18 protein-coding genes are annotated in these 24224 nt (G+C 35.9%); 4 read left to right on the top strand and 14 right to left on the bottom strand.

The window, feature by feature from the left end; translation table 11 throughout:
• Positions 1-23: 23 nt before the first annotated feature.
• Positions 24-1304 (bottom strand): glycoside hydrolase family 125 protein, encoded by a 1281-nt coding sequence (locus tag ACTQ54_RS01525; RefSeq protein WP_441754063.1) that lies wholly within the window; start codon positions 1302-1304, stop codon positions 24-26.
• A gap of 2 nt (positions 1305-1306) precedes the next feature.
• Complete coding sequence (locus ACTQ54_RS01520) at positions 1307-3550, bottom strand: GH92 family glycosyl hydrolase (protein ID WP_441754062.1); 2244 nt, start codon at positions 3548-3550, stop codon at positions 1307-1309.
• Positions 3551-3772: 222 nt separating this feature from the next.
• Between ACTQ54_RS01520 and ACTQ54_RS01515 the strand changes: the two genes are divergently transcribed.
• From ACTQ54_RS01515 to ACTQ54_RS01505, 3 genes are read left to right on the top strand one after another with little or no spacing between them, the layout of a single operon-like run.
• Positions 3773-7066, top strand: coding sequence for an endo-beta-N-acetylglucosaminidase (locus ACTQ54_RS01515; RefSeq protein ID WP_441754061.1), 3294 nt, complete (start codon positions 3773-3775; stop codon positions 7064-7066).
• A 33-nt stretch (positions 7067-7099) separates the two neighbouring features.
• The gene (locus tag ACTQ54_RS01510) at positions 7100-8068 is read left to right on the top strand and encodes a N(4)-(beta-N-acetylglucosaminyl)-L-asparaginase (protein WP_441754060.1); all 969 of its coding nucleotides are present in this window, start codon (positions 7100-7102) and stop codon (positions 8066-8068) included.
• Complete coding sequence (locus tag ACTQ54_RS01505) at positions 8055-9200, top strand: Sapep family Mn(2+)-dependent dipeptidase (RefSeq protein ID WP_441754059.1); 1146 nt, start codon at positions 8055-8057, stop codon at positions 9198-9200. The genes ACTQ54_RS01510 and ACTQ54_RS01505 overlap by 14 nt, the downstream gene beginning before the upstream one ends.
• Before the next feature lie 1048 nt (positions 9201-10248).
• Here the strand turns inward: ACTQ54_RS01505 and ACTQ54_RS01500 are convergent.
• Genes ACTQ54_RS01500 through ACTQ54_RS01490 form a run of 3 tightly spaced genes read right to left on the bottom strand, consistent with a single transcriptional unit; the run spans position 10249 to position 12843 of the window.
• On the bottom strand, positions 10249-11247 hold the full coding sequence (locus ACTQ54_RS01500) for a Gfo/Idh/MocA family protein (protein ID WP_441754058.1): 999 nt from the start codon (positions 11245-11247) through the stop codon (positions 10249-10251).
• Entirely contained in the window at positions 11248-11778 is a 531-nt protein-coding gene (locus tag ACTQ54_RS01495) for a hypothetical protein (protein WP_441754057.1), read from the bottom strand.
• A 12-nt stretch (positions 11779-11790) separates the two neighbouring features.
• Positions 11791-12843, bottom strand: coding sequence for a Gfo/Idh/MocA family protein (locus ACTQ54_RS01490; RefSeq protein WP_441754056.1), 1053 nt, complete (start codon positions 12841-12843; stop codon positions 11791-11793).
• A 210-nt stretch (positions 12844-13053) separates the two neighbouring features.
• On the opposite strand from ACTQ54_RS01490, the gene ACTQ54_RS01485 reads away from it, so the two are divergent.
• Positions 13054-14169, top strand: a complete 1116-nt coding sequence (locus ACTQ54_RS01485; protein ID WP_441754055.1) for a GntR family transcriptional regulator — start codon at positions 13054-13056, stop codon at positions 14167-14169.
• Positions 14170-14280: 111 nt separating this feature from the next.
• Here ACTQ54_RS01485 and ACTQ54_RS01480 read toward each other — a convergent pair whose 3' ends face one another.
• From ACTQ54_RS01480 to ACTQ54_RS01440, 9 genes are all read right to left on the bottom strand, one after another.
• Complete coding sequence (locus ACTQ54_RS01480) at positions 14281-15339, bottom strand: glycoside hydrolase family 76 protein (RefSeq protein WP_441754054.1); 1059 nt, start codon at positions 15337-15339, stop codon at positions 14281-14283.
• A gap of 132 nt (positions 15340-15471) precedes the next feature.
• The gene (locus ACTQ54_RS01475) at positions 15472-17070 is read right to left on the bottom strand and encodes an extracellular solute-binding protein (protein WP_441754053.1); all 1599 of its coding nucleotides are present in this window, start codon (positions 17068-17070) and stop codon (positions 15472-15474) included.
• An 80-nt stretch (positions 17071-17150) separates the two neighbouring features.
• Positions 17151-18068 carry a carbohydrate ABC transporter permease gene (locus tag ACTQ54_RS01470; protein WP_441754411.1) on the bottom strand — a complete coding sequence of 306 codons (918 nt, stop codon included), beginning with the start codon at positions 18066-18068 and terminating at the stop codon, positions 17151-17153.
• Positions 18069-18072: 4 nt separating this feature from the next.
• Positions 18073-19017, bottom strand: coding sequence for an ABC transporter permease (locus tag ACTQ54_RS01465; RefSeq protein WP_441754409.1), 945 nt, complete (start codon positions 19015-19017; stop codon positions 18073-18075).
• Between the two features lie 218 nt (positions 19018-19235).
• Complete coding sequence (locus ACTQ54_RS01460; RefSeq protein ID WP_441754052.1) at positions 19236-19859, bottom strand: YesL family protein; 624 nt, start codon at positions 19857-19859, stop codon at positions 19236-19238.
• A 376-nt stretch (positions 19860-20235) separates the two neighbouring features.
• Complete coding sequence (locus tag ACTQ54_RS01455) at positions 20236-20415, bottom strand: hypothetical protein (RefSeq protein WP_441754051.1); 180 nt, start codon at positions 20413-20415, stop codon at positions 20236-20238.
• 132 nt (positions 20416-20547) lie between these two features.
• A complete protein-coding gene (locus ACTQ54_RS01450) occupies positions 20548-22152 on the bottom strand; it encodes an extracellular solute-binding protein (RefSeq protein ID WP_441754050.1) in 1605 nt (534 codons plus the stop codon).
• 84 nt (positions 22153-22236) lie between these two features.
• Positions 22237-23163 carry a carbohydrate ABC transporter permease gene (locus ACTQ54_RS01445; RefSeq protein WP_441754049.1) on the bottom strand — a complete coding sequence of 309 codons (927 nt, stop codon included), beginning with the start codon at positions 23161-23163 and terminating at the stop codon, positions 22237-22239.
• Between the two features lie 11 nt (positions 23164-23174).
• Positions 23175-24110: an ABC transporter permease gene (locus ACTQ54_RS01440; protein WP_441754407.1), complete on the bottom strand. Its 936-nt coding sequence runs from the start codon at positions 24108-24110 to the stop codon at positions 23175-23177.
• Between the last annotated feature and the right edge of the window lie 114 nt (positions 24111-24224).

Below are 24224 nucleotides of genomic sequence, written 5' to 3'. Positions count from 1 at the left end.
AATATCTCTGCAACAATCTTCTATTAACGTTTAACTTTTTGTCCGTAGTAGTCCAATAATAATTCACAGAACATCATGTTTGACCATGAGAACCACTCACGACTATATTTCGTTGGATCGTTCACATCAAATGATTCGTGCATTAAGTAGGTTCCACCATCGGTATTTACTAAAGTATTTAATAAATCACGTTTAGCATTACGGTCGCTAGTAGTTAAACCTTCCATTGATAAAGCGATTGGCCAAATATATTGGTCCCATGTATGCGAACTACCTAAACCACGTGCATATTCACCTTCAAAGTAGTATGGGTTTTCTTTACTGAAAATCATACGGCGTGTTGCTTGGTATAATTCATCATCTTCTTCGCAATAACCTAAATAAGGTAGTGATAATAAACTTGGTACGTTTGGATCATCAGTCAAGCTATAGTTACCTAAGCCGTCCACTTCATAAGCGTAAACTTTTTCACCCGCTTTATTTTCAACGATTGCATGATTTTCAATTCCAGTTTGAATTTCAGCACGTAAAGTAGAAATTTGGTCTACTAAACCTTCTGGGAAGTCTACAATATCAGCTATTTCAACTAAATAATCCAAAACAACAACAGCGAACATATTTGAAGGGACTAAATAGTGGTAAATACAACGGTCATCACTTGGACGGAAACCTGACCAAGTCATACCTGTTACAGCCACTTCTGAACCACGACCATCATTAATTAACGTATCTTCTTCACGATCTGTATCACGAACGAATGTATATGGAGAATTCGTATGGTCTTGTTCGACAATCCATAAATTAACAATTTCTTTAACCCCATCAATAAATGTTTGGTTAAAGTGATCTGTTCTACCTGTATTTTTATATAATAAATAAGCTAATTGGATTGGGTAGCATAAACTATCAATTTCATATTTACGTTCCCAAATTAATGGTGTCATATCCGTATGATCATCTTGGTGACCGCTACCATCTTCTGTACGGTTGAAGGCATTGGCATAAGGATCATGGATAATATAGCGGAATTGTTGTTCAACTAAACCAGCAATAATATCGGAAATTTTCTCGTCAATTGGCGCTAATAATAAATATGGGCGTACTTGTGCTGTAGAATCGCGCAACCACATTGCAGGAATATCACCTGTTAATACGAAGACAGTGCCATCTTCATTTACTTTAACCGTTGTTTCTAATGTATTAAGGAAGCATTTTTTGAATACTTCACCCCATTTCGGGTTTTCTGCTTCTGTTTTGGCAACAATTTCATCGATAAAAGCATAAATGTTTTCTGAGATTTTCATTTTTACTCTCCTTGTTTGTTATGGTGGTATTTATTTAAAGAATAAGGACGTAAGTTGTCGTCGATGGCTTTTAATGAAGGCATCATGCCGAGCTGTTGCTCGATGGTTAAACCACTCATCAGTTGATCATAAGTGACATATTGTTGATCATATTCTTCGCCGTCAACAGTACGATTTTGGACAATATTTAAATACGACTCTGTGTCCGTTGAATTAATAACGATGGTATTACCGTTATTTAAATGAATGCTGGCATGTTTGAATAAACTAATCCCTAAAACATATTGATCGGTACCCGGTGTAACAGAGTATAAGCCTAAGGCGTTCATTACAAACCATGAAGCTAAACTTCCATTATCTTCATCACCTGGATAACCATTAATGTCGTGGTGGAATAAGTTTAACATAAGGGCTTTCAATGTAATATGACTCATATGTGGGTAGCCCGCATAGGTAAACAGATGTGGGATATGGAAACTTGGTTGATTGGAAATGGCTAATTGACCGAATTTTTGAATAGCCAATTCAATCATTTCATGAATTTCAAATCCATAGCCACCTGATTCATAAATCGGCTCGCTGTTAACTAAGTTTTCTAGGTGGGCGTAAAATTCTTGGTCACCACCGTATAAATCAATTAAATCAGACACATTATGGAATACAGACAAGCTGTTTTGCCATGCACTTCCTTCGGTATAATGTTGTCCCCAACGGTGTGCCACTTCTTGATTAACAAAGTTTCCGTCTTTGTTTTTAGCAACCATTTGATTTAAATCTTTTTTGAACAGATGACGGTAGCTTAAGCTACGTTTGTAGTAGGTTTGTGCAATATCCTCTTTGTTTAGGTAATTGGCAACTTGGGCAATACAGAAATCACTGTAGGCATAATCCAAAGTCTTATTAACCGATTCATGATAGTCAGCCGGTAAATAACCATATTCGGCATAGTCATGGCCACCTTCACGACCTTCCAATTCATGCTCACTTGGTGTATCCGCATTAAATATCATTGCATCAAGCAATTCTTCAGCTAATTCAAGATCGACCAATCCCTTGACCACCGCATCGGCAATGACGGCATCAACTAATGTCCCTGGCATTAGACCACGTTCATCTGGTGACAACCATTTTGGAAGATAGCGGTCTTCGCGAGCAATCGAGATGATGCTATCAATAAATTGAGGAATGCGCTCTGGCACAACAATGGCGTAAAATGGATAGTTTGATCTAAAAGTATCCCAGTAGCCATTGGACGTATAAAAATGACCTGGTTCAACTTTTTGAGTATAAGCTGAATAGTGCTTAACTTCGCCATCAACCAATTCGTGTGCTGTTTGTGGGAATGTCGCTGTCCGATATAAATTGCTATAGAATGTCTTAATCAAATCTAAATCGGAATGTTGAACATCAATTTTGTTTAAATAGTTTTCCCACTCTGTTGTAATATGGTCTAATTGTTCAGCTTTGCTTGGATATGCTTGTAAGTGATTGCTGAGGTTTTGCTCAGCTTGTTCGACTGAAATATAAGAACCTGCAAAATCAATGCTAATTTCATCAGCCGTTACCCCTTCAAATTCCAAATAATAAACCGTCATTGCATGATTTTCTTCTTTATAATTAGTTTGATGACCTAAAGTCACTGGACTTGATAAATGGAAAGTAAAGTACATGCCATACTTTTTATATTTTGAACCTGACAATTGGTTCGTATAACCCGTGACAGTTTTCCCATCTTCTGATACAGATAACCAACCTGTTTCAGCAATGCCTAAAGACAGAAATGGATGCTTATTACGTTCGTAGTAGCGACGTTTGATGGCAATGTGAGCTCCATAAGTGTTAGGAATTAATTCAACCATCAATTTATCTCTTAAACGTTCATACATTAAATAATTTGGTTGAAAGACTGCATCAGTCGCTCGGTAGCCACTGGTTTGATGAGACATCAAAACAGCATCTTTTTGATTACCATCTTTTACTTGTTGGTAAGTCTCATCGGTTAAACTAAAAGTATTGATATTAATGAAAGCAAAGTCACCCATCCAAGGACTCGGCTGATGCGTAACACGGACTCCAACGTTAGCCGCATCATTTGGATTGAAATAACGCACATCATTTCGACGTGTTTGCATAACGAAATGATTCATCGCAAAAGGAGCAGCTGTGATCGGCAGTACATTTCCCTTTCCAATGGTGTGATGATTATTTGTACCTTGTCTTGTATCAATTAAATCAACAATTTTCATTTATACACCTCATTCATATAGTTTTTATCGAAACGATTAAAATATAATCGTTTACATCTCATGCATCTAATACTTTACCAAATCAAGGATGAAAATTAAAGGCTAAAACTCTGTTTTTCACAGATAAACACTGTGTTTTTATTGAATTAAATATTGTGTTTAATTACAATGGATTATGTAAATATTTTTGATGTGTTTTATGACTAATAAGGAGATGCATTCATGGATCTTATAAAGTTTTGGAAGCCTATGCAAGAAAATCTTGAAGCACTTGAAATCAGTCAAGTCGGCCTAAAAAGCCCAAATCGCAAAATTCTTGCCGAAGATGACCTCCAAACAAAAATACAACTGATCGCCAATGGTAATCTAAAATCCCCTGCTTTCCACCCAAATGGTAGCAGTATTTTCAAATTATATAATTTCAATTATTGGCAATATATTGATCAATATATTCACTGGGACAGTTTAATCCCCCCTTCCGACTTAATCGAAGCAGCCCATACCAATGGAGTCCTAATTTATGGAACACTGTTTTTCAATTGGTCCAACAGTTTTAGAGACCAACTCCGCCTTTTAGAATGGCTGACAGAAGACAGCGAAGACTCGGGCACATTCTTTTATGCCCGTCAACTAGTTGACATAGCCATTCATTATGGTTTCGACGGCTATTTTATTAACCAAGAAACGACCGGTCCTTTGCTCGAAGGCAAAGCTGAGAAAATGCGTCATTTTATGCTCTATGCCAAGGAATACGCCAGCCAACAAGATAAAGACTTCTACCTTGCCTGGTATGATGCCATGGCCAATGACGGCCTGCGCCACCATTACGACGAAGTCAACCCTCACAATGATTTATTTATTAAACCAACCCCTCAAATAAATATCCCTGCGGATGACTTTTTCATCAATTTTAACTGGAATCATGACAAAAACAGTCAGACCGTTGCTCATATGAAAAAAATAAATCGCAATCCATACGATGCCTATGCAGGTTTTGAGTTACAACAAAATTCATATAATACCGTCATCAATTATGACGCCCTATTTGCAAAAGACGAATCACAGCCAATGTTGTCGTTAGGCCTATTTGCTGCCGATTCTATTTTAGGTTTAGCTGCTGATGGAGAAGACTATCACCAACAAGAAGAACGCTTTTGGTCTGATTTTAGTTTGTTGGATAAAGAAAGCGGTCCAAAAAATTGGCAAGCTATTAGCCGCTTTGCGTCATTGAAATCCAATATTACAGGTTCAAATTTCCATACTAATTTTAATACTGGTCATGGTAAGGATTGGTTTATTAATGGACTTGCACAAGACCTTGGCGAATGGAACCAACGTGGCATGCAAGCTCAACTACCAAGTTGGCGTTGGCGAGTGGAAGGCGATGATTTAGAAAATCTTAACGCTGGCTTTCATTTTGATGATGCTTATAACGGTGGTTCTTCTGTTCAAATAAGTGGTGGGGCTAGTCAAGTAGACGATTTGCAGTGGTATTTATTTGGAGGATCTTTAAAGGTTTTAGATGGTTCTAAAATTAAAATCGTTTTAAAAGCATCAGCTAATCTTGATTTGGCTTTAGTTTTAGAAGTTGGTAAAGAAGAGGTTGTTTACCCCTTGGATGTTGTCGCTTCAACGTCAGAATGGCAAGTGGTCGAAGTGGCTTTAGGAGAATTAGCCGGCGCAACCGTCGATACAATCAGCTTACGCATCCATCCATTGACAGATGATGCAATTATGCTGAGATTGGGTGAGTTTTCATTTGTAACTGATGACTCTACTCCGGAAGCTGTAGCGGACATCAAGTGGTTGCAACAGTTTTTCTTTGATGGAAAACAGGCAGTTGGGGTTATCCAAGTGACGCATCCAAATCCTGAACAAGTGGCATATTACGAAATTTATCAAGAAACCGACCATGGTTGGCAAATAGTGAATGCCAGTCGAAATCAGACCATCCGTTTACCACGCTTATCGCGGATGCATGCACAAAAAGGACTCGAGCAAAAATTATCCGTCATCGCGGTTGGGGAAAATGGCCAACGTTCACTTGCAAGTGATACCTCACTTAAATGGCCAATTGCTGTCGATGAAATGACAGATCCAGTTGCTAGTTCAAATAATCTAATGCTTGAAGCAAAAGTCATTGATTTTTCTCACGAAGAACAAGCTGAACGTGCTCGCAATGCTTTAAACGGAACTCTTGCAGGTGTTTCAGACAAATGGGTCTCTTTAAAACCTGACCCAAATCACTTAAGCATTGCGTTTGAAAAAGCTGAATTGGTCCAATATATGGTATTTGACCATGCAGGTGTGGGCGGCGAGTCCGTTGATGATGGCTTAATGAATACGAAAGATTTCGATGTTCATTATCGAAACAGTGAACAAGAGGAATGGAATTTAGCCTTGAGTGTGCGGGATAATCGCCAACACCAATCGCATCATATTTTAGCTCAGCCGATTACCGCAAAATATTGGCGTTTAACGATTCACACCAGCCATAACGGTAGCCCTTGGGGTGGCGTGCGTTTGTATAATTGGGCCATGTATCCTTCAAGCCAGCAAAGTTTAGCTAATTTAGCATTATCCAATATGAAATTGCTTAAAAATTCTAAAGACGAACATACATTGTTATGTCTCAATGTTAAAGTGGGAATGGAAATCCAACTTTTCGATAGATTGACTGCAATTGAGCCAATTGTGAGTCAGTCGGTGGCGGATGACTTTTGTATGATTCCGATTGAAGCTGGTAAAACTTTCTACTATCAATTGAAAGACGCTCAGGGCGTTACGAGTAATCGTGTTAAAGTTGCTGACGAAATCCTAGTTATTGATGACTTAGAAATTGAAATTCAAAATTCTATAAATCCAGTAGCATTCAAAGATGGATATCTTTCGGTAAGATTTAACGATCAATCTTTAAACCAAATAAATATCCCCTTAAATCATCCATCGATTGAAATTATTGCGAATAATACTCTTTCTGCTTCAGTCGATTGGCTTGGTGAAAGAATGACTGACGACTACCCTATTTATCTAGTCGAGGATGAAGCAGCCGTTCTTAAATCGATCCGTATTTCTGCCCCGCCTAGACAATATTATTATATTTGGGAAGCCTTTGATCCGATGGATGGGATGGTAGAGTTAAATTATGCTGATGAAAGTGTTCGCTCTCAACTACCGGTAGCCCAATTAAATATTCAGGAGTTTGATACTTCAGAACTGGGTACTTTCGAAGGTCAAATGGCTTATTTAGGCCACACAGTTAAATTTAATTACCAAGTTTATCCATACCAATTGACGGTTAACAAAGAAAAACTCGAACAAAAAATTACGGAGATTGATGCATTTGTTAATGCTTTAGACGATTCTATCCGTCAAAAACAAGAAATTAAGAAATTGATTAACCTAACTCAAAAAACACATACTCAAATTTCCAATGCTGATTTTAGTCAAGCAGAAATTGATCAATTTTGGAAAGCACTAAATGAAGCGATGAAAGAAATTCAAGAATCGATTTAAAACAGGGATATTTATTTAAAGGAGGATTTTAATATGTGGGCAATGATTGCGACTTGGACGATGGCGCTAGATGGAGTGACGTTGGGGGCGGATTTGCTAAAAGAAAGTGGCTTTGCGGGGGACGCCATTGAGCGGGCGATTAAGGATGTCGAGGATGGCGAATATTACAAGTCGGTCGGTTATGGCGGTTTGCCAAATGAGCAGATGATGGTTGAATTGGATGCGGCTTATATGGATGGTGACCGCTTGGATTTTGGGGCGATCGGGGCTGTGCAAGATTTTGCAAATCCCATTTCGATTGCGCGTTTATTGAGTTCACTGCCCTTTAACAACTTTTTAGTAGGAACGGGCGCTGAGGAATACGCGTCAAAAGCTGGTTTTGAGCGAAAAGTCATGTTGACTGAGCGCGCAAAAATCTTCTACAAAAACCGCGTTCATAAAGAGAAAAATGACGTGCTATCCCCTTATGCCGGACATGATACGGTAGGAATGCTGGCGGTTGATGCGTCTAGACATTTAGTGGGCGGGACTTCTACCAGTGGCTTGTTCATGAAGAAAAAAGGCCGTGTGGGAGATTCTCCCATTATTGGATCCGGCTTGTATGTCGATAATCGTGTCGGTGGTGCAACAGCGACCGGTTTAGGCGAAGATTTGATTAAAGGTGTCACTTCTTTCCAAATTGTAGAGGCGATGAAAAACGGGCTGTCAGCTCAGGAAGCTTGTGAAAAAGTCGTTTTTGAACTTGATGCTGACTTAAAAGCCCGTCGTGGTGAAAGTGGCGATTTGTCAGTTATTGCTGTCAATAATTTAGGTGAATGGGGCTGCGCTTCAAATATTAAAGATTTTTCTTTTGTTGTTGCGACGGAAGAGATGGAGCCAACGGTCTTTATAACAAACCGTGTGGGCGATAAGATGGACCACCAAGTCGCTCCGACTGAATGGGTTGACGCCTATTTTGCTAAGCGTCAAGCTGAGGTTGAGGTTCAATATGATAACGATTGATCAAATAAATAACTTTATTGATCGGATTGAAGATCAAATGATTGCTGCAATCGCTGAATTAGTTTCGGTTAATAGTGTGCAAAGTGAGTCATTGGAAAATGCCCCATTTGGTGAAGGTCCAAAAATAGCTTTGGAGATAGCTTTGGAGATGGCAGCTCAGTTAGGTTTTAAGACAGTTAATCTAGATAATAAGATTGGTTATGCTGAATTAGGTGACAGTTCTGGTCTAGATGACTCGGATTATATTGGCATTTTTGGCCATGTTGATATTGTAGAGGCAGGTAAAGGTTGGACAACCGACCCTTTTATTTTACGGCGTGATGGGGATTATTTATTTGGACGAGGGGTTTTAGATAATAAAGGACCGATTTTGAGTAATCTGTTTGCCTTGTACGCTTTGAAGGAATTGGGAGTCGAGTTTAAACGGCCGGTTCGAATAGTGTTTGGAGCCAATGAGGAATCTGGTTTTGCCTGTGTCGAACATTATAATAAGCTTGCGGAGCCACCTGTTTTTGGCTGGACGCCCGATTGTAAGTGGCCGGTTGTAGTTGGCGAAAAAGGACGACTGAATTTGCGCGTCGTAAATTATGGCGATACGGCAGTTTTTTTCAAGTGGATTAATGACTATATTTTTTCAAGCTTGGCTGATGGGAAGGCTTTAGGAATTTATAGAGAATCAGAGCGTTTCGGTAATACATTGATGCGTGGTTTCCGCTTGGAGGAAGTGACCAAGGCTGGTGGTGGGCCCCGCGAGAGTTTTAGATGGTCGATTTCCTATCCGGATGTTTTGTCTGGTGAGGAGATTTTAAATATTATCGGAGGGCTACTCCCGGATAGTATTCAGCTGGAGGCTATTTCAAATCATGAAGCCATTCGTTATGCTGAATTCGATTCGCCTTTTGTTAAGTCCCTGGCTGAAGTTTACCACTCTTTTGTGGACACCTATGAAGCCGTGGTAACGACGAGTGGCGGAACTTATGCCCGTGCCATTCCTAATATTGTGGCTTTTGGTCCTTCTTTCCCCGACCAAAAAAATATCGCTCATTTACCCGATGAATGGGTTAAAGTCTCCGATTTGATGTTGAATACCAAAATCTATGCTGCTGCCTTGTATGCTTTGAAGGATGTGTAGTTTTCTTAATCGTGCTGGGTAGGCAATTTATAGTTGGAGCCTAGAAATACAGGTTTCACTAATAATTAAAACAGAAATCACTCTTTCATTCCTGAGTTAGTGGTTTCTGTTTTTTGTTGGCTTAATTTTTGGTTATTCTCTACTTTTGGTTTTTTTGGTTAATCATGGTGGTTGAGATGAACAAAATTCAGCGTTAATGTTACTCTATGATGCTGTTGACAGACAATAGAAGTGTTTAATGTCAGTGGACGGAAGTGTTCACAGACATTAGAATACTTTAATGTCACTCTATCAAGCCGTTAACTGACAATAAAAGGCTCTAATGTCAGTCTATGATGCAGTTGACAGACAATAAACGAAGGTGTATATAGTGCCAAATAGGGACACCTTAGCACTAAAGAGGAGATAGAGTTCATATAAAAAAGTTTATATACTAATGAGCTATCCATTCGGCATATAAAGGGCTATGCAACTTGTTAATTTTACAGATTTTTTGGACTTCATAATGATTTCATCCGAACGGCTAGCTCGCGCTCGGTTGAAATGGTGATTTCATCAGAACGGTTGGGTCGCGCTCGGTTGAAATGGTGGTTTCATCCGAGCGGTTAACCCGCGCTCGGTTGAAATGATGGTTTCATCCGAACGGTTAACCCGCGATCGGTTGAAATGATGATTTCATCCGAACGGTTAACCCGCGCTCGGTTGAAATGGTGGTTTCAACCGAGCGGTTGGTTCGCGTTCGTTTAACATAACAATTACATCCAAGCAGCTGGTTTACGTTCATTAGAAAAAATTATAAACTCCATAAAATTCAGATTTTATGCTTAATGAGTCATTCATTTGGCACATACGAACTCAGATATGCCAGCGAGAACCGACCACGGGCACATACCAACTCAGATATGCCAGGGAGAACCGACCGCCGGCACATACGAATTCAGATATGCCACTGAAGTTCGCTTTACCGCACACATCCCACCCCAAAAAACAAAACGCTACACAAATTGGCTCAATCAAATCAAACCAATCAGTGTAGCAGTGATATTTATTATAATTCCACGCTTTGGCCTTGTCTGGCAGACTCGTAGGCGGCTAAACCAACTTCCATGGCTTTCAAGCCATCATAACCTGTAATGGATGGCTCGCCTCCCCGACTAACAGTATCGGTAAAGTCTTTGATCAAATCAAAATCTGTATTGTTGCCAAAGCCATTGAAGTGATAAGTCCGCGGTCGACCGTCAGTCACCGGACCAAACTCAAAGATATTATCTAAAATATTGCTGACTTGGGCCGTTCCAGCTGTACCAATCACTTCCAGTTGAACATCGCCCCAGACAGGATATTCTTTATAGCGTGACCAAGATGCATCATGGCTGGCAATGACTCCATTGGCAAATTCCAAAGTCATGACACCCGCATCATCAATCGACTCCGCACTGTCACCATAATAGAAATTATCCACTTGACTGGTCACATTCACAACCTCAGAACCCAACAGCCAGCGCATAATATCCACCATATGGACGGTATGATCCAAAACTGCACCGCCTGCAGATTGCTCTAAATCAACAAACCAGCCGCCAGGATATTGGCCGCGATTGGTTGAGCGCATGGCCACAATTTCACCTAAGTTGCCAGCATCAACAATGCCTTTTAACTTTTGAATCGAGCGTGTGAAACGAACTGGGAATGCTGTCTGCAAAATCACGCCAGCTTTTTCACAAGCAGCAATCATCGCTTCAGCATCCACCACCGTTGTTGCCAATGGCTTTTCGCACAAAACATGTTTGCCGTACTTTGCGGCTTCCATCGTCATCCAGGCATGTTGGTTGTTTTCAGAACAAATGACCACTGCATCAATATCCAATTGGAAGAAACGATCCAAGTCTCCTTCAAATACCATTCCAAATCGTTCCGCCATCTCTTGCCCGCGCGCCACATTGTCATCAAAAATTGCCACTAATTCCACATCAGGGAGTAATTTTGCTGCCTCGGCATAAGAAAATGCGTGCATGTGCGCAAAACTCATAAAGCCTAATTTAACCATTTACACACCCTCCCCAAATAAATATCTCTGCCATTTTTCATAGTCATCTGTAATTTCTACCGCTGAATAGCTGCTTTCCTGCAACAATTCCGGTAAAACCTCTAGGCTATCATTCTGGCCTCCCGTATATTTCAATCCTAGTTGCAGTTCACTATCAAAAGACAACAATTGATGCACACCATTCCATTCCATCTGAAGCGCTACTTCACTCCCAACACAAAACTCCAAGTGTGCAATCGTGCGGTTAGCAAAACGCACTAAGACAATCCAGTAACCAATGCCAGCTAACTCACGCTTTTTAACATCCACTGCCACAATTTCTCCAAATAACCTTTCAAACAAAACAGAGTCTTCCACAAATAAATATCGCTGGTCTTCATCCGCAACTTTTCTCTGGTAGCGTAAAATGCCAGCTGAATTATTTTCTACTAAACGCTTTTTAAAGCTGCCAAAAGCAGCGATATTTTCTAAATGAAAATAGAAGCGTGACTGGGGATATTTATTTAAAAGAGAGGTTTTTAAAATGTCCAAAGCACTCACTCCTTATAAAGTTATTTCGCGTTTTTCGCGGGCCGATTGATAAATGCTGTCGAGAATCGACAAAACAGTCAAACCATCTGCAATCGGCGTTTCATTCGGCTTTCCCTCCACGCAGGCATCGATAAAGCCATCTAATTCACGTTTATAGGCATGGTTATGGAAGGATGGAAAATCGATTTGTGGTTCGGCATTTAAAATGACACCATTCTCTTCGGTCACCAACTGAAGTGACGGCTCAAGAATCGCCCCGCCATTTGAACCTGCCATTTGAATCAGCAAGTCATCTTTAGGGGTATGCATGGTGTAAGATGTTTCCAAATAAAACGAAGCCCCATTTTCAAAACGAATCAAGGCATTTGCAAAATCTTCAACATTGGATGGCTGATCGAGTTGGTCGGCGGCTTGATAGTAGGACAAATAACCAATATGGCCCCGATCGCCAAGATAGGACGCCGTATTCGCACTCACAGTTGTCGGCTTTGGTTTCCCCATTAGATACCAAACAATATCCAACAAATGCACACCCAAATCGACCATCGGTCCCCCACCAGAAATCGCCTGTTGCCCAAACCATCCACCCGGATGACCTAAACGACGCATCAAAGAAGCCTTCCCATAATAAATATCACCCATTTTACCGCTATCAATCCACTGCTTCAAAACACGAGCGTTATCAGCATAACGGCGCACCATTCCAACACTGGCTACCTTATCTGTTGACTCTGCTAATTTTCCTAGTTCAATTGCGTCAGCTGTAATACGACGGCTGAGTGGTTTTTCAACAAAGACATGTTTACCCGCTTTTAGAGCGGCTGTTGCAATATTGACATGGCTATCGTTCCACGTGCAAATAACTACCGCATCAATTTGATCATTAGCCAGCAATTCATTGTAATCCGTATACAATTGATTAACACCGTATTGACTACCTTTTGTTTGCAAACGATCAAGGTTAATATCACAAAAAGCAACCAGTCGTGCCTTTGCGCTTTCTTGAATGGCTTGAATATGAAACGATGAAATCGACCCGACGCCAATGATTCCGATTTTTAACATTTTGTGCCTCCTAAAGTAAATATCAGTTTAAGTATAGCGTTAATCTTATGCAAATTACAATTTAGGTTTTCTTCTCATGAATAATTTTATTAATATATTTAATTAGTAATAAACAATATCATTCAAAAAGGTTGATATATCAATAAAAGTTGACTTTTTATCAATTATTTAGTATATTAAATATATATTTTAGAAAAGGAATTTACAACTATGTCAACACCTTTATATAAATCGATTTATAATGATTTAAAAGAAAAAATTATCAATAATTATTATAAACTAGATGAAAAATTACCACCAGATTCAGAATTAACTAAAATCTATAGTGTCAGTCCAATTACAATAAAAAAAGCTATGGATTTGTTGAAAGAAGATAATTTAATTTCTAGGAAGCCAAGAAAAGGTACTACGGTTATTAATAACACTATAGAAATTAATCAAACTCAATCACCTGGCAGCAAATTACCATTAATCGGATTTATTATAACTAATTTCGATGATATTTTTGGTACAGATATTCTTAGAAATTTGTTAATTTATAGTCAAGATAAAGCTGAAATTTTATTAAAAATATCTATGGGAGATCCAAAGTTGGAATCACGTTTATTAGATGAACTTGTCTCATTAGGCGTTGAAGGCATAATATTATTACCCGCTTCTTCTGAATTTATTTCTCCAAAACTATTAGAGTTAGTTTCAAAAAATTTCCCCCTAGTTTTACTCGACAGACAAATGGAAGAACTACCAACTTGTAGTGTTGGTATTAACAATTCTGAAGCAGCACAATCACTAGTTGAACACTTATTCGAAAAAGGCCATGAGAAAATAGGTATTGTAACTGCAATACCAAAAGTTTCAACAATCCAAGATAGAATTGACGGTGCAATTTCAGCACATATAAAGAATCATAGAATAATTAAACAAAATCAAATATTATCAAGCCTCAAATCTATGGTTCCGAGTACAGACTCTACAGAAAAAGATGATATAGAAAAAATTAAACTTTTTCTAAGATCATCCAATGACTTAACAGCTATTTTTACCGGAGAGTTTACTATTGCAATTCTAGTATTAAAAGCAATTAGAGAATTAGACAATGAAGTCAGCGAGGATTTTTCTATTGTTTGTTTTGATCACTCTAAATATAATATGCTAGGAGATAAACAATTTACGTTTACTCATATCGTTCAAGATCAATATGAAATAGGAAAGCAATCGATTGATTTAATTTTAAGAAAAATAAAACAACCTGATATTATTGAAAAAATTAACGCTCCTTATTACCTTGTTCCTGGACAATCTGTAAAAAAAATAAACAAAAAATAATGATTTATATTAAAATAAAAAAATCGTAAGGACCTCAGAATTGTTAACTGAAGTACTTACGATTTTTATGCTATTTCCATAAAAAAATTAACAATTTAAAATTCGATTCTTTTATACAAACCCTAAACGTTCTAACTTCGCCATCGACTCGAAAAGAAATAGACCACTTAAATGTACACTTAAACTAGCACCATCATGTATATTCGGAAGTACTCCCCAATCATCATTGAAGATTAAGTACTCTTTATCAAATCCATTTTTCCATAAACTTCTGGCATTTTTCTTCATAAATTCAACAATAAAATTGGTTTCATCAGGCAATAAAGCAATGAATTCAGTTAAATATCTTATTAGTATCCCCTTAAACAAGCCCCCGTCACCAATACCTTCACTAATTAAAGTTCCAGTATCTTTATTTTCAAAAATTTCAATAGTATTTTTAGCAGTTAAAAGTGCTTTATCTAAGTAAACTCTATTATTTGAAATCTTATATAATTCAACACATGCGCCTATATAGACTCCTTGACAATAGGTATAAGCAGAAGCATCTATTTTTCCATCTTTATTATTATTTTTCCCATCATTTACAAAACCATTTTCAGGATTTACTAATTCTAATTCTTGCCATTTTAAAATTTTATTAGCCCATTCCAAATCATTTTCATTTTGAAACATTTGATATAATCTTGCTGAAAGTATAATAGCTGGAGCATTTGCTGGTGTATTTTTATAATGCATAATCTCCTTATGCCAAGCAATTCCTCCACCTGCTTCTTCAGTCCATCCTTTTTTAATATCTTCCCACAGAATCTTAACATCTCTTAAATATACTGGATCATTTGTAATTTTATAAACTCTCAGTAAAGCTAATGCCAACCATTCCATATCATCATAAAGAAGATTTAAGGGTTGACCTCCGTTCCTAAGCACTAGACCGTCATATTTTTCTCGAATAAAATTTAATATATCCTTTTCTTTAGTCCGTTCATAAGCATCTACTAAACTATCAATAGAATGTGCATACCACCAATAATGAAAAGTTAAATTTGTATAATTATCAATATTAGGATAATGATTATTAAACATACGTATTCTAGTATTCCAATAATTATCTATTAGACTCTTAAATCCAACTTCTGCAATCTCCGACCATTTAAATATTTTTTCCATATAATCCTCTCTTTTATACAAAATTTTCTCATATTAATCATCAACTTTTTTTGTTGTATACATTTCTAATAAAAAGCCATATGAACAAAACAGCTAGTTCATATGGCAAATTAATGTTTAAAATACTAAATGTTATTCAACCTCTTGATATTGGTCAAATCCTTTTTGATAAATACTTATCAATTCATCAATTTTCATTTTCTCGATTGTACTCATATATTCATCCCATGTTTCGTCAGTTAAGTCTCTATCCCCTGACACAAATTCAGCACGCATTCTAGTGACAAAAGTATTTAAGTCACGTTCAATTCTTTCTATCTGTCGCAAATCTTCATCAGAGAAGTATACACTTGGATATCTCGGAACTTGATATGGAACTAGTTTATCTTGTTCTTCTTGACGTAACCACTCATCATATGGATTATCATAGCTCCAATCATATGCATCACTAGCAAATCGTCTAATAGGAACACCAATTCCCCAATCTGGTGAAATAGATGAACGATAATCTTCTGGTGAATCAAATCCTTCAGGTGGATCATTTATTACTCTTGTTGTTTGATCATCATCAGCCCATGACCAATAGAAGCCTTCCAAACCATTATGCAAAAGATCTGCTCCTTCTTTTGTATAAGAGTAATCTATCCATTTTATCGTCTCGATTGGGTATTCATTTTCTTTAGTAATTGCAAATGTACCACCACCGATACCTGTCGATTCAAGAACTCGTGGTTCATCAATAAATTCACTTGTAATAGGATGGAAAACCGGATTACTTGTATCTTGCGGATCTGCTCCTAGCATAAATACAGGACTAGCATCAGCAAAAACACCAACTAAATTTTGATGTCCTTTTGCTTGTTTTTGTGGGTTGGTTTGAGAGAATGATTCATGGTCTAATAAATCTTCTTCCCATAATCGATTCATATATTCCAAATATTCACGATATCCAGGTTGTATTGGTCCGAACCCTACTTGAGAATAATCTTCTCCATACAAGCCCATCCCCATGCCTTGTACACCAAATGCCATTAATAGGAAATCATCAAATTCTGATAAACCACCATGATTACTAATTGGAATCTCGTCAGCTTCACCATTCCCATTAGGATCCTCATTTTTAAATCTAACTAATAAATCATATAATTCATCTGTAGTTCTTGGTAATTCTTCAATACCTAAATTTTCTAACCAATCACCGTTATACCACATACGCCAGTATGATGGTTCTTCGGTTACTGATGGTAAGGCATAAATATGTCCGTCGGGGGTAGTGATAGCTTTTCGAATTTCTGGTCTCTCATCCAACATTTTTTTAATATTCGGAGCATGTTCTTCAATTAGATCTTCTAAAGGAATAAAGAATCCATAACCACCATATTCCATTTGCTCTTGGTGAGTAATATCAGCTGCATAAAAAATATCTGGTAGATCATCACTTGCCAATAATAGTTGTTTACTTGTAGCAAAGTCATCTCTTGGAGGTGTGTTAAATTCAAAAGCAATGTTTGTTAGTCGTTCCATTTCTTGAAAATATTGTCTTTCATCCCAACTCCCCCTACCAACTTGAGGTCCAACCATAGTTAAAGTTATTTTCTCTTCTACTATCGGAAATTCAAAGTTGTTTTCATCATTTACTTCAGATGCATTTGCAACTACACTTGAAATATTTGTCATTAGTATGCTGCTAGCGATAACAACGTTGAATATTTTAAAGATATTTTTTTTCACAATAAATTAATCTCCTTACATATTTTATTTTTGATTATTATGGCCTGACTACTACTCTTTCCAACCTCCTTTTTAAATTATTAACCTTTGAGCGACCCAACCATAACTCCTTTCACAAAATACTTTTGAGCGAATGGATAAACAATAAGCATTGGCAATGTCGATACAATAATAACTGAATATCTAAGTATTGCACTCATGTCTGCTTGATAATTAGAAATCTGAGCTTGTCTAATAACTGCTTCAGGATTAGATGTTTGAGTACTTAATTCTTGTACTACTAAAATTTGTCTTAGCACCATTTGAAGTGGATACATTTTTTCATTATTTAGATAGATAAGAGCACTAAAATACTCGTTCCAATGACCAACCCCGTAGAATAACGCCATAACCGCAACAATAGGTAATGAGAGTGGCATTACTATCTTTGTAAATAGTTGAAACGGCGTTGCACCATCAATAATAGCAGCTTCTTCTAATTCATTTGGAATTGTTGATTTAAAAAAAGTTCTTGTTAAAATTATGTTCCAGACTGATGCGCCTCCTGGAAGCACCATTGCCCAAATCGTATTGAGCAAACCTAAGTCTTTCACTAACATATAGGATGGAATAAGCCCTCCACCAATGAACATAGTTACCAATAACATATTTGTAAAGATTTTTTTCCCAACTAATTTATCTCTTGATAAAGCATAAGCTGCTGGGATTGTTAAAAATAGATTTATTGTAACTCCAAGTGCTGTATATAAAATGGTATTGCTATAGCCTCTCCATATATCTTCGTTTTCCATAATCAATTTATACCCATCCAAAGTGAATCCTTTCGGAAAGAGCCACATCTGTCCTGAGTTGACCATAGTTGGGTCACTAAATGATGCACTAACTATGTATATCAATGGATATACGATAATGATTAATACGATTGCTAACATGAAATGGACAACAAAATTAATAATTTTATCTTGGCGGGTTTCTTTTACTGATGACACTTTTTTCACTCCTTTACCATAGACCAATTTCAGTTACTTTTTTCGATATCTGATTCACTGTAAGAAGTAGTGTGGCATTTATCACAGAGTCGAACAGTCCAACAGCCGTTGAATAACTATATTGAGCATCCAAAAGACCAGTTCTATACACAAATGTAGATATTACATCAGAAGATGACATATTTAACTCGTTCTGCATTAACAATATTTTTTGAAATCCAACAGACATAATCCCACCCATTTCTAAAATAAACATAACTACAATAATAGGTACAATAGCAGGAATGTTAATATGTCTAATTCTTTGTAATCTTGATGCACCATCCATTATTGCTGCTTCATGTAATTGTGGATCTACTCCTGATAATGCAGCAATATAGATAATTGCTCCCCAACCAGTACTTTGCCAAACTCCCGATAAAACATAAATCGTTTTAAACCATTTAGGCTGTATCATAAAAGGTATAGGACCAACTCCAAATAAACCTAATATATTATTAATTAATCCAGATGTTGGAGAAAGAAATGCGATTACTATACCTACCATAACAACTAATGAAATAAAGTGAGGTGCGTAAGTGATTGTTTGTAATCCTCTTTTATATAATCCATCTTTTACTTCATTCATTAATAAAGCTAAAATAATCGGTGCCGGAAAACCTACTATAATCTGATATATACTAATCCCTAATGTGTTCTTTAATAAATCAGTAAAATAGTAAGAATTGAAGAAGTCTTCAAACCACATAAATCCAACCCATGGACTATTCCAAACTCCAAGTGCAGGAGAATAGTCCTTGAACGCCATCAAAATTCCATACATAGGGACATAATGGAAAATGACAAAATATAATAGAGTTGGAAATAAAAATATATATAATTGCCAATTTTGCGTTACAAAATTCTTTTTTTTCTTTCTTTCTTTTGCGCGGAGTTCTTTTATTTCTTCAGTATCAATTTTTGAACGGAAAGAAAAATGCCTTCTAGTTGTTTCAGTATTTGCATGCAAGTAAATTCTCCTCACTTGTTGATTTTGGCATAAGCCAGGTATTAATTAATATACTAATTATACTTATTTACAATTTAGTATATTTATACTTATATAATATCATATCTTTAAGAATTGTCAACGTTTTCATTTCTGTTTTTAGTTAAAACATTCTAATAACGGAATACTTAGTTATTAGAATGTATTTTTCGTTCTAACTTGATACAAGCATAGTAACCTAAACCAATGAATGGGTATAATGTTAAAGAAACCCCCATAAAGAAAAATAGTATTGGAATATATGTATATAGAATTGCAATGAAAAAAACAACCAAAAGCATCCCTATAGATACCAGTGGCGATCCAAAAGCAATATATAAAGTTTGTTTAAAGTATTGAGAAAAACAAAGTTCATATCTTGAGAAAATAACAAGCAAATAGCAAGTATATATAATTAACAGCCAAAACAATATAACTATTACAGTATGGAATAAAGCAGATTGAATAAATTGCTCTGAAATATAAAAATCTAATTGTATAAAAGCAAATAGAGATATAATTAACAAACCAATTTTATTTGATTTAAAAAAGTTTTCTTTGTAATAATCAATAAATGTTTTAACAAAACTTATATCATGTCCCACGCTTAACCACTTATAAATTACATTTGCTAAAGAAAAAGTCGCCGGCGCGATACCAAACAAACCTAATCCTAAAACCGTAAAAATTATCCATAAAAAATTCAAAATAATTAATCTTACCAACCACATTACTATTTCAAAAATCATGCCGAAAAGTCCATCAAAACTCATTTAATTACCCCTTAAACAATTCAATTAATAGCTAATAATATAATATCTGACCCTTCCTTTCTTAGCATTATAATGCTAAATATTTTAAAAATCATTTGAACGCCAATTACAGAAAATTTAATTGTAATAAAAATGACAAAACCCTCTCGCTGTAATCGTTTACATATATTATTCTGACATATTGATTACTATATGTCAAATTAATCTTAAATTAAGTATATTAAATTTTAACTCTGTATATTAATATGCTTATAACTATATAATTTTATTAATATTAGATAATCAAATAGATATTTAGGTTCTACAATAAATTTTCAAAATCTGAATTCAACAAAAAAACCGAGCCAAATCTCTTCAGCTCGGTTAAACTATTTAATTATTGTCCTGCTTCGAACCAACGGTCGTATGCTTGTTGGTGAACGCGAACGTAGCCTTCAACTCCCATTGACTCAATTGTGCTTACATATTTTGCCCAAGTATCATCAATGATTTCTTGAACGCCAGTAATGAAGCGAGCTTCTTGTTCAACAATAAATGTATTTAAATCTGTTTGCATTGAAACAATAACATCTTGTTCGTCAACAGTTAAATAAGTAATTGGGATAGGAATAATTTAATAGTAAAAACTCGTTAAACTGATGTTTAACGAGCATTATATTAATAAATCTAATTATTATTAAATTACTAACTACTCTGCATTCCAACGATCATAAGCATCTTGATGAATACGAACAAACTCTTCAATATTCATATTTTCAATAGTTGACACATAATTAGCCCAAACTTCATCATCATTTATATCCATTTGTCCAGTTATAAATTGAGCTTCTGAGTTTTCTAAGAAAGTCCATAAATCAGTTTCAATAGAATTTATTACTTCTCTCTCTTCAGTAGTAAGGTATGTCAATGGATAAGGTATTTCTCCAAATGCAACTACTTTTTCTTGAGTTTCATTTCGAGTAAATTCTTGAAACTCAGTTAATTCTCCACCAATTGGCGGCAAAGTAATACGACGTCCTGGAGGGGCAATACCATAATCTGGTGTTATTTCTCCACGTACATCTTCAATTTCATCTACTGTAATTCCTAATTCTGGATTTAGAATTCTATTTCCACCTTCTTCATCTTCCCATACCCACAAGTATCCTTCAGGACCATGGTTTAAGAAAGTAAACCCTTCTTCAGTATAGAAGTAATCCGCCCATCTAAGAGATGCTTCAGGATATGGATTATTTTTTGTAATCGCAAAAGCTCCTCTACTAATTCCTTGACTAAGTGGTGCCAATGGTGTTTCTTGCCATTCACTTGTCAAAGGATGCATCATTGGATGCATCATTATTTCCCCTTGAATGAAGAATTGTGGGTTAAATTCTGAAAACATTCCCACTAAATTATTTTCACCTTTCGAAGCTTTTTGTTCATTTGCTTGAGAAAAAATTTCTTGATCGATTAACCCTTCTGAATATAATCTATTCATATACTGTAAATAAGCACGTGCTTCATCAAGTATCGGAGTGAAGCGAACAATCCCATCGTTTTCTTCAATTCCCCAAGTCTTCATTCCGAAAGCAGGAGCAAATGCTGTTCTAATTCTTAACATTCCACCTTCAGTAATTGGTATTTCATCTGCAATACCATTGCCATTTGGGTCTTCATCGCGGAATCTAATTAGTAGATCATACATTTCTTCAGTAGTTTTAGGTAATTCCTCAACTCCTAACGCATCAAGCCAAGTTTTATTAAACCACATTGGAGCCCCAACTTGAGGAGCATTAAATTCTTCTGATATCATAGGTAGTGTATAAATATGACCTTCATTTGTTGTAATAGATTTACGAATATCAGGTCTTTCTTCTAATAAAGCAAATAGATTTGGGGCATATTCTTCAATCATTTCTTCCAATGGTAATAAGAGTCCTTGTTCACCATAATCAACTTCTATTGCTGAAGAAAATACATCACCTCCGACACCAAAAAATACATCCGGTAAATCTCCACTTGCAAAAGCTAAATTAAATCTAGTACCAAAATCACTATTCGGTGGAGTTATATATTCAAAATCAATATTTGTCATGTCCTCATAAACTTGCAACATAGGCATATCTTCCCATTCAGCAATACCAATACCTGGCCCCATCATTGTCATCGTAATTGTTTCTTCAACAATCGGAAATCCTTCTCTTGCTACTTCAACTTCATCTTGAGCTAAAATTATGCTATTATTTAAACCTATTGTTCCAGCTAAGCTTAAAACTAGTGCACTTATACCAATTCTTTTTTTAACACAAAACATAAACTTTCCTCCTCGTATAATTTAAATCTTTACTAAATTTGCTGAGCACTTAAACTACTGACACAACTACTTCACGATAGAATACTATCCTTTAATAGAACCAATCATAACCCCCTTAACAAAATATTTTTGTAAAAATGGATATATTAAAATTATGGGTAAGGTTGCAACAATCATTACACCATACTTTATAATTGCTGCTAATTGTTGTTGCGAATATATAAAATGAGCCATATTGGCAGTTACTGTTGCTAATTGACTACTTGACATATCTTGTAACACTAAGATTTCTCTTAAAATCATTTGTAAAGGATATTTACTACGATCATCAATGTATAATAATGCCCCAAACCAGCCATTCCAATGCCCAACTCCATAAAACAAAGCCATTACTGCTATAATAGGTTTTGACAATGGAAGAATAATTGATGTAAATCGTTTAAAATCACTTGCACCATCCATAATAGCTGCTTCTTCTAATTCGACAGGTATTGTTGTTTGTATGAAAGTTCTTGTTACTACGATATTATATAGCGATGCAGCTCCAGGTAATATTAATGCCCACAAAGTATTAGATATACCTAAATCTTGTACTAAAATATAAGATGGAATCATGCCACCAGATATAAACATTGTCACTACCATCATTTTTGTAAAAAAGTTTTTAAATAGAAAATCTTTTCTAGATAAGACATAACCAGCTGGTAAGGTTACTGCTAAGTTTACAAAAGTTCCTACTGCTGTATAAATAATAGTATTATAATAACCTCTCCAAATAGAATCATTCTCAAAAATTGTCTGGTATCCTTCAAAGGTAACATCTACTGGGAATAACCACATTCGACCTGAGTTTACCGCATTTGGCTCACTTAATGATGCACTGATAATATAAATTAGTGGATATAAAACTACAATTAAGGCAATCATCAAGGCCAGATATATAAAAAATAAAAACACACGATCTGTTGGCGATTCTTTTATATGAGACTTTTTAGGTTTAGCTAATTGCATATATTTCCTCCTTAAAACAATGATACTTCACTATATCTTCGAGAAAGCCAATTGACAAAAATTAATAAAATAGAATTAATAACTGAATTAAACAATCCTACTGCTGCAGCATAACTATACTGTGCCTGTAACAATCCTTGTTGATAAGTAAATGTCGCTATGATATTTGAAGACGGCATATTTAATGGATTTTGCATTAATAAAACTTTTTCAAATCCTACAGACATTAATCCCCCAAAATTCATAATCAGTATTATTATCATAGTAGGAATTAAAACCGGAAGATTTATATGCCATAGTCTTTGTATTCTAGATGCTCCATCTATAGTTGCAGATTCGTGTAGTTGTGGATCAACTCCAGATAAAGCAGCTAAATAAATAATTGTTCCCCAACCAGTACCTTGCCAAACACCTGAAAAGACATAGATTGTTTTAAACCATCGTGGGTCTTCCATAAAATTATGTCCTGTTCCTCCAAAGAAACGAAGTATATGATTAATTATTCCTGTTGAAGGAGACAAGAATGAAATAATCATACCAACAATTACAACTGTTGAGATAAAATTAGGCGCATAAGTTACAGTCTGAACTAATTTCTTAAAAGGTTCGTAATCAACTTCGTTTAATGCTAAAGCTAAAATAATTGGTAAAGGAAATCCAACAATTAATGAATAAATACTAATTCCTAATGTATTATTAATCAAATCCCAAAAGTAATATGAATCAAAAAATTTTTCGAAATGTTTAAACCCTACCCAAGGACTACCCCATATTCCTAGAGACGGCATGTAATCTTTAAAGGCTATTTGTACACCATACATTGGCACATAGTGGAAAATGACAAAATATGCAAAAGCAGGAAATATTAATGCATATAATTGCCAACTTGTAAAAATTTGTTTAATTATTGATTGTGATTGAGCTCTTTGATCATCATTCTCACTCATTATTTTACCTGTAACTCTACTATTTGATTCCAATAACTTACTCCTTTCAAAACACATCATCGATTTGTATGCGTTTACTTTTCTAATAATAAGCTTAACAATAACTTTATTAAC

The sequence above is a fragment of the Fundicoccus sp. Sow4_H7 genome (assembly GCF_052115865.1).
Classification (GTDB): domain Bacteria; phylum Bacillota; class Bacilli; order Lactobacillales; family Aerococcaceae; genus Fundicoccus_A.
Note: the sequence above shows the minus strand (reverse complement) of the source record. Positions and strands in the feature narration are given on the sequence as shown.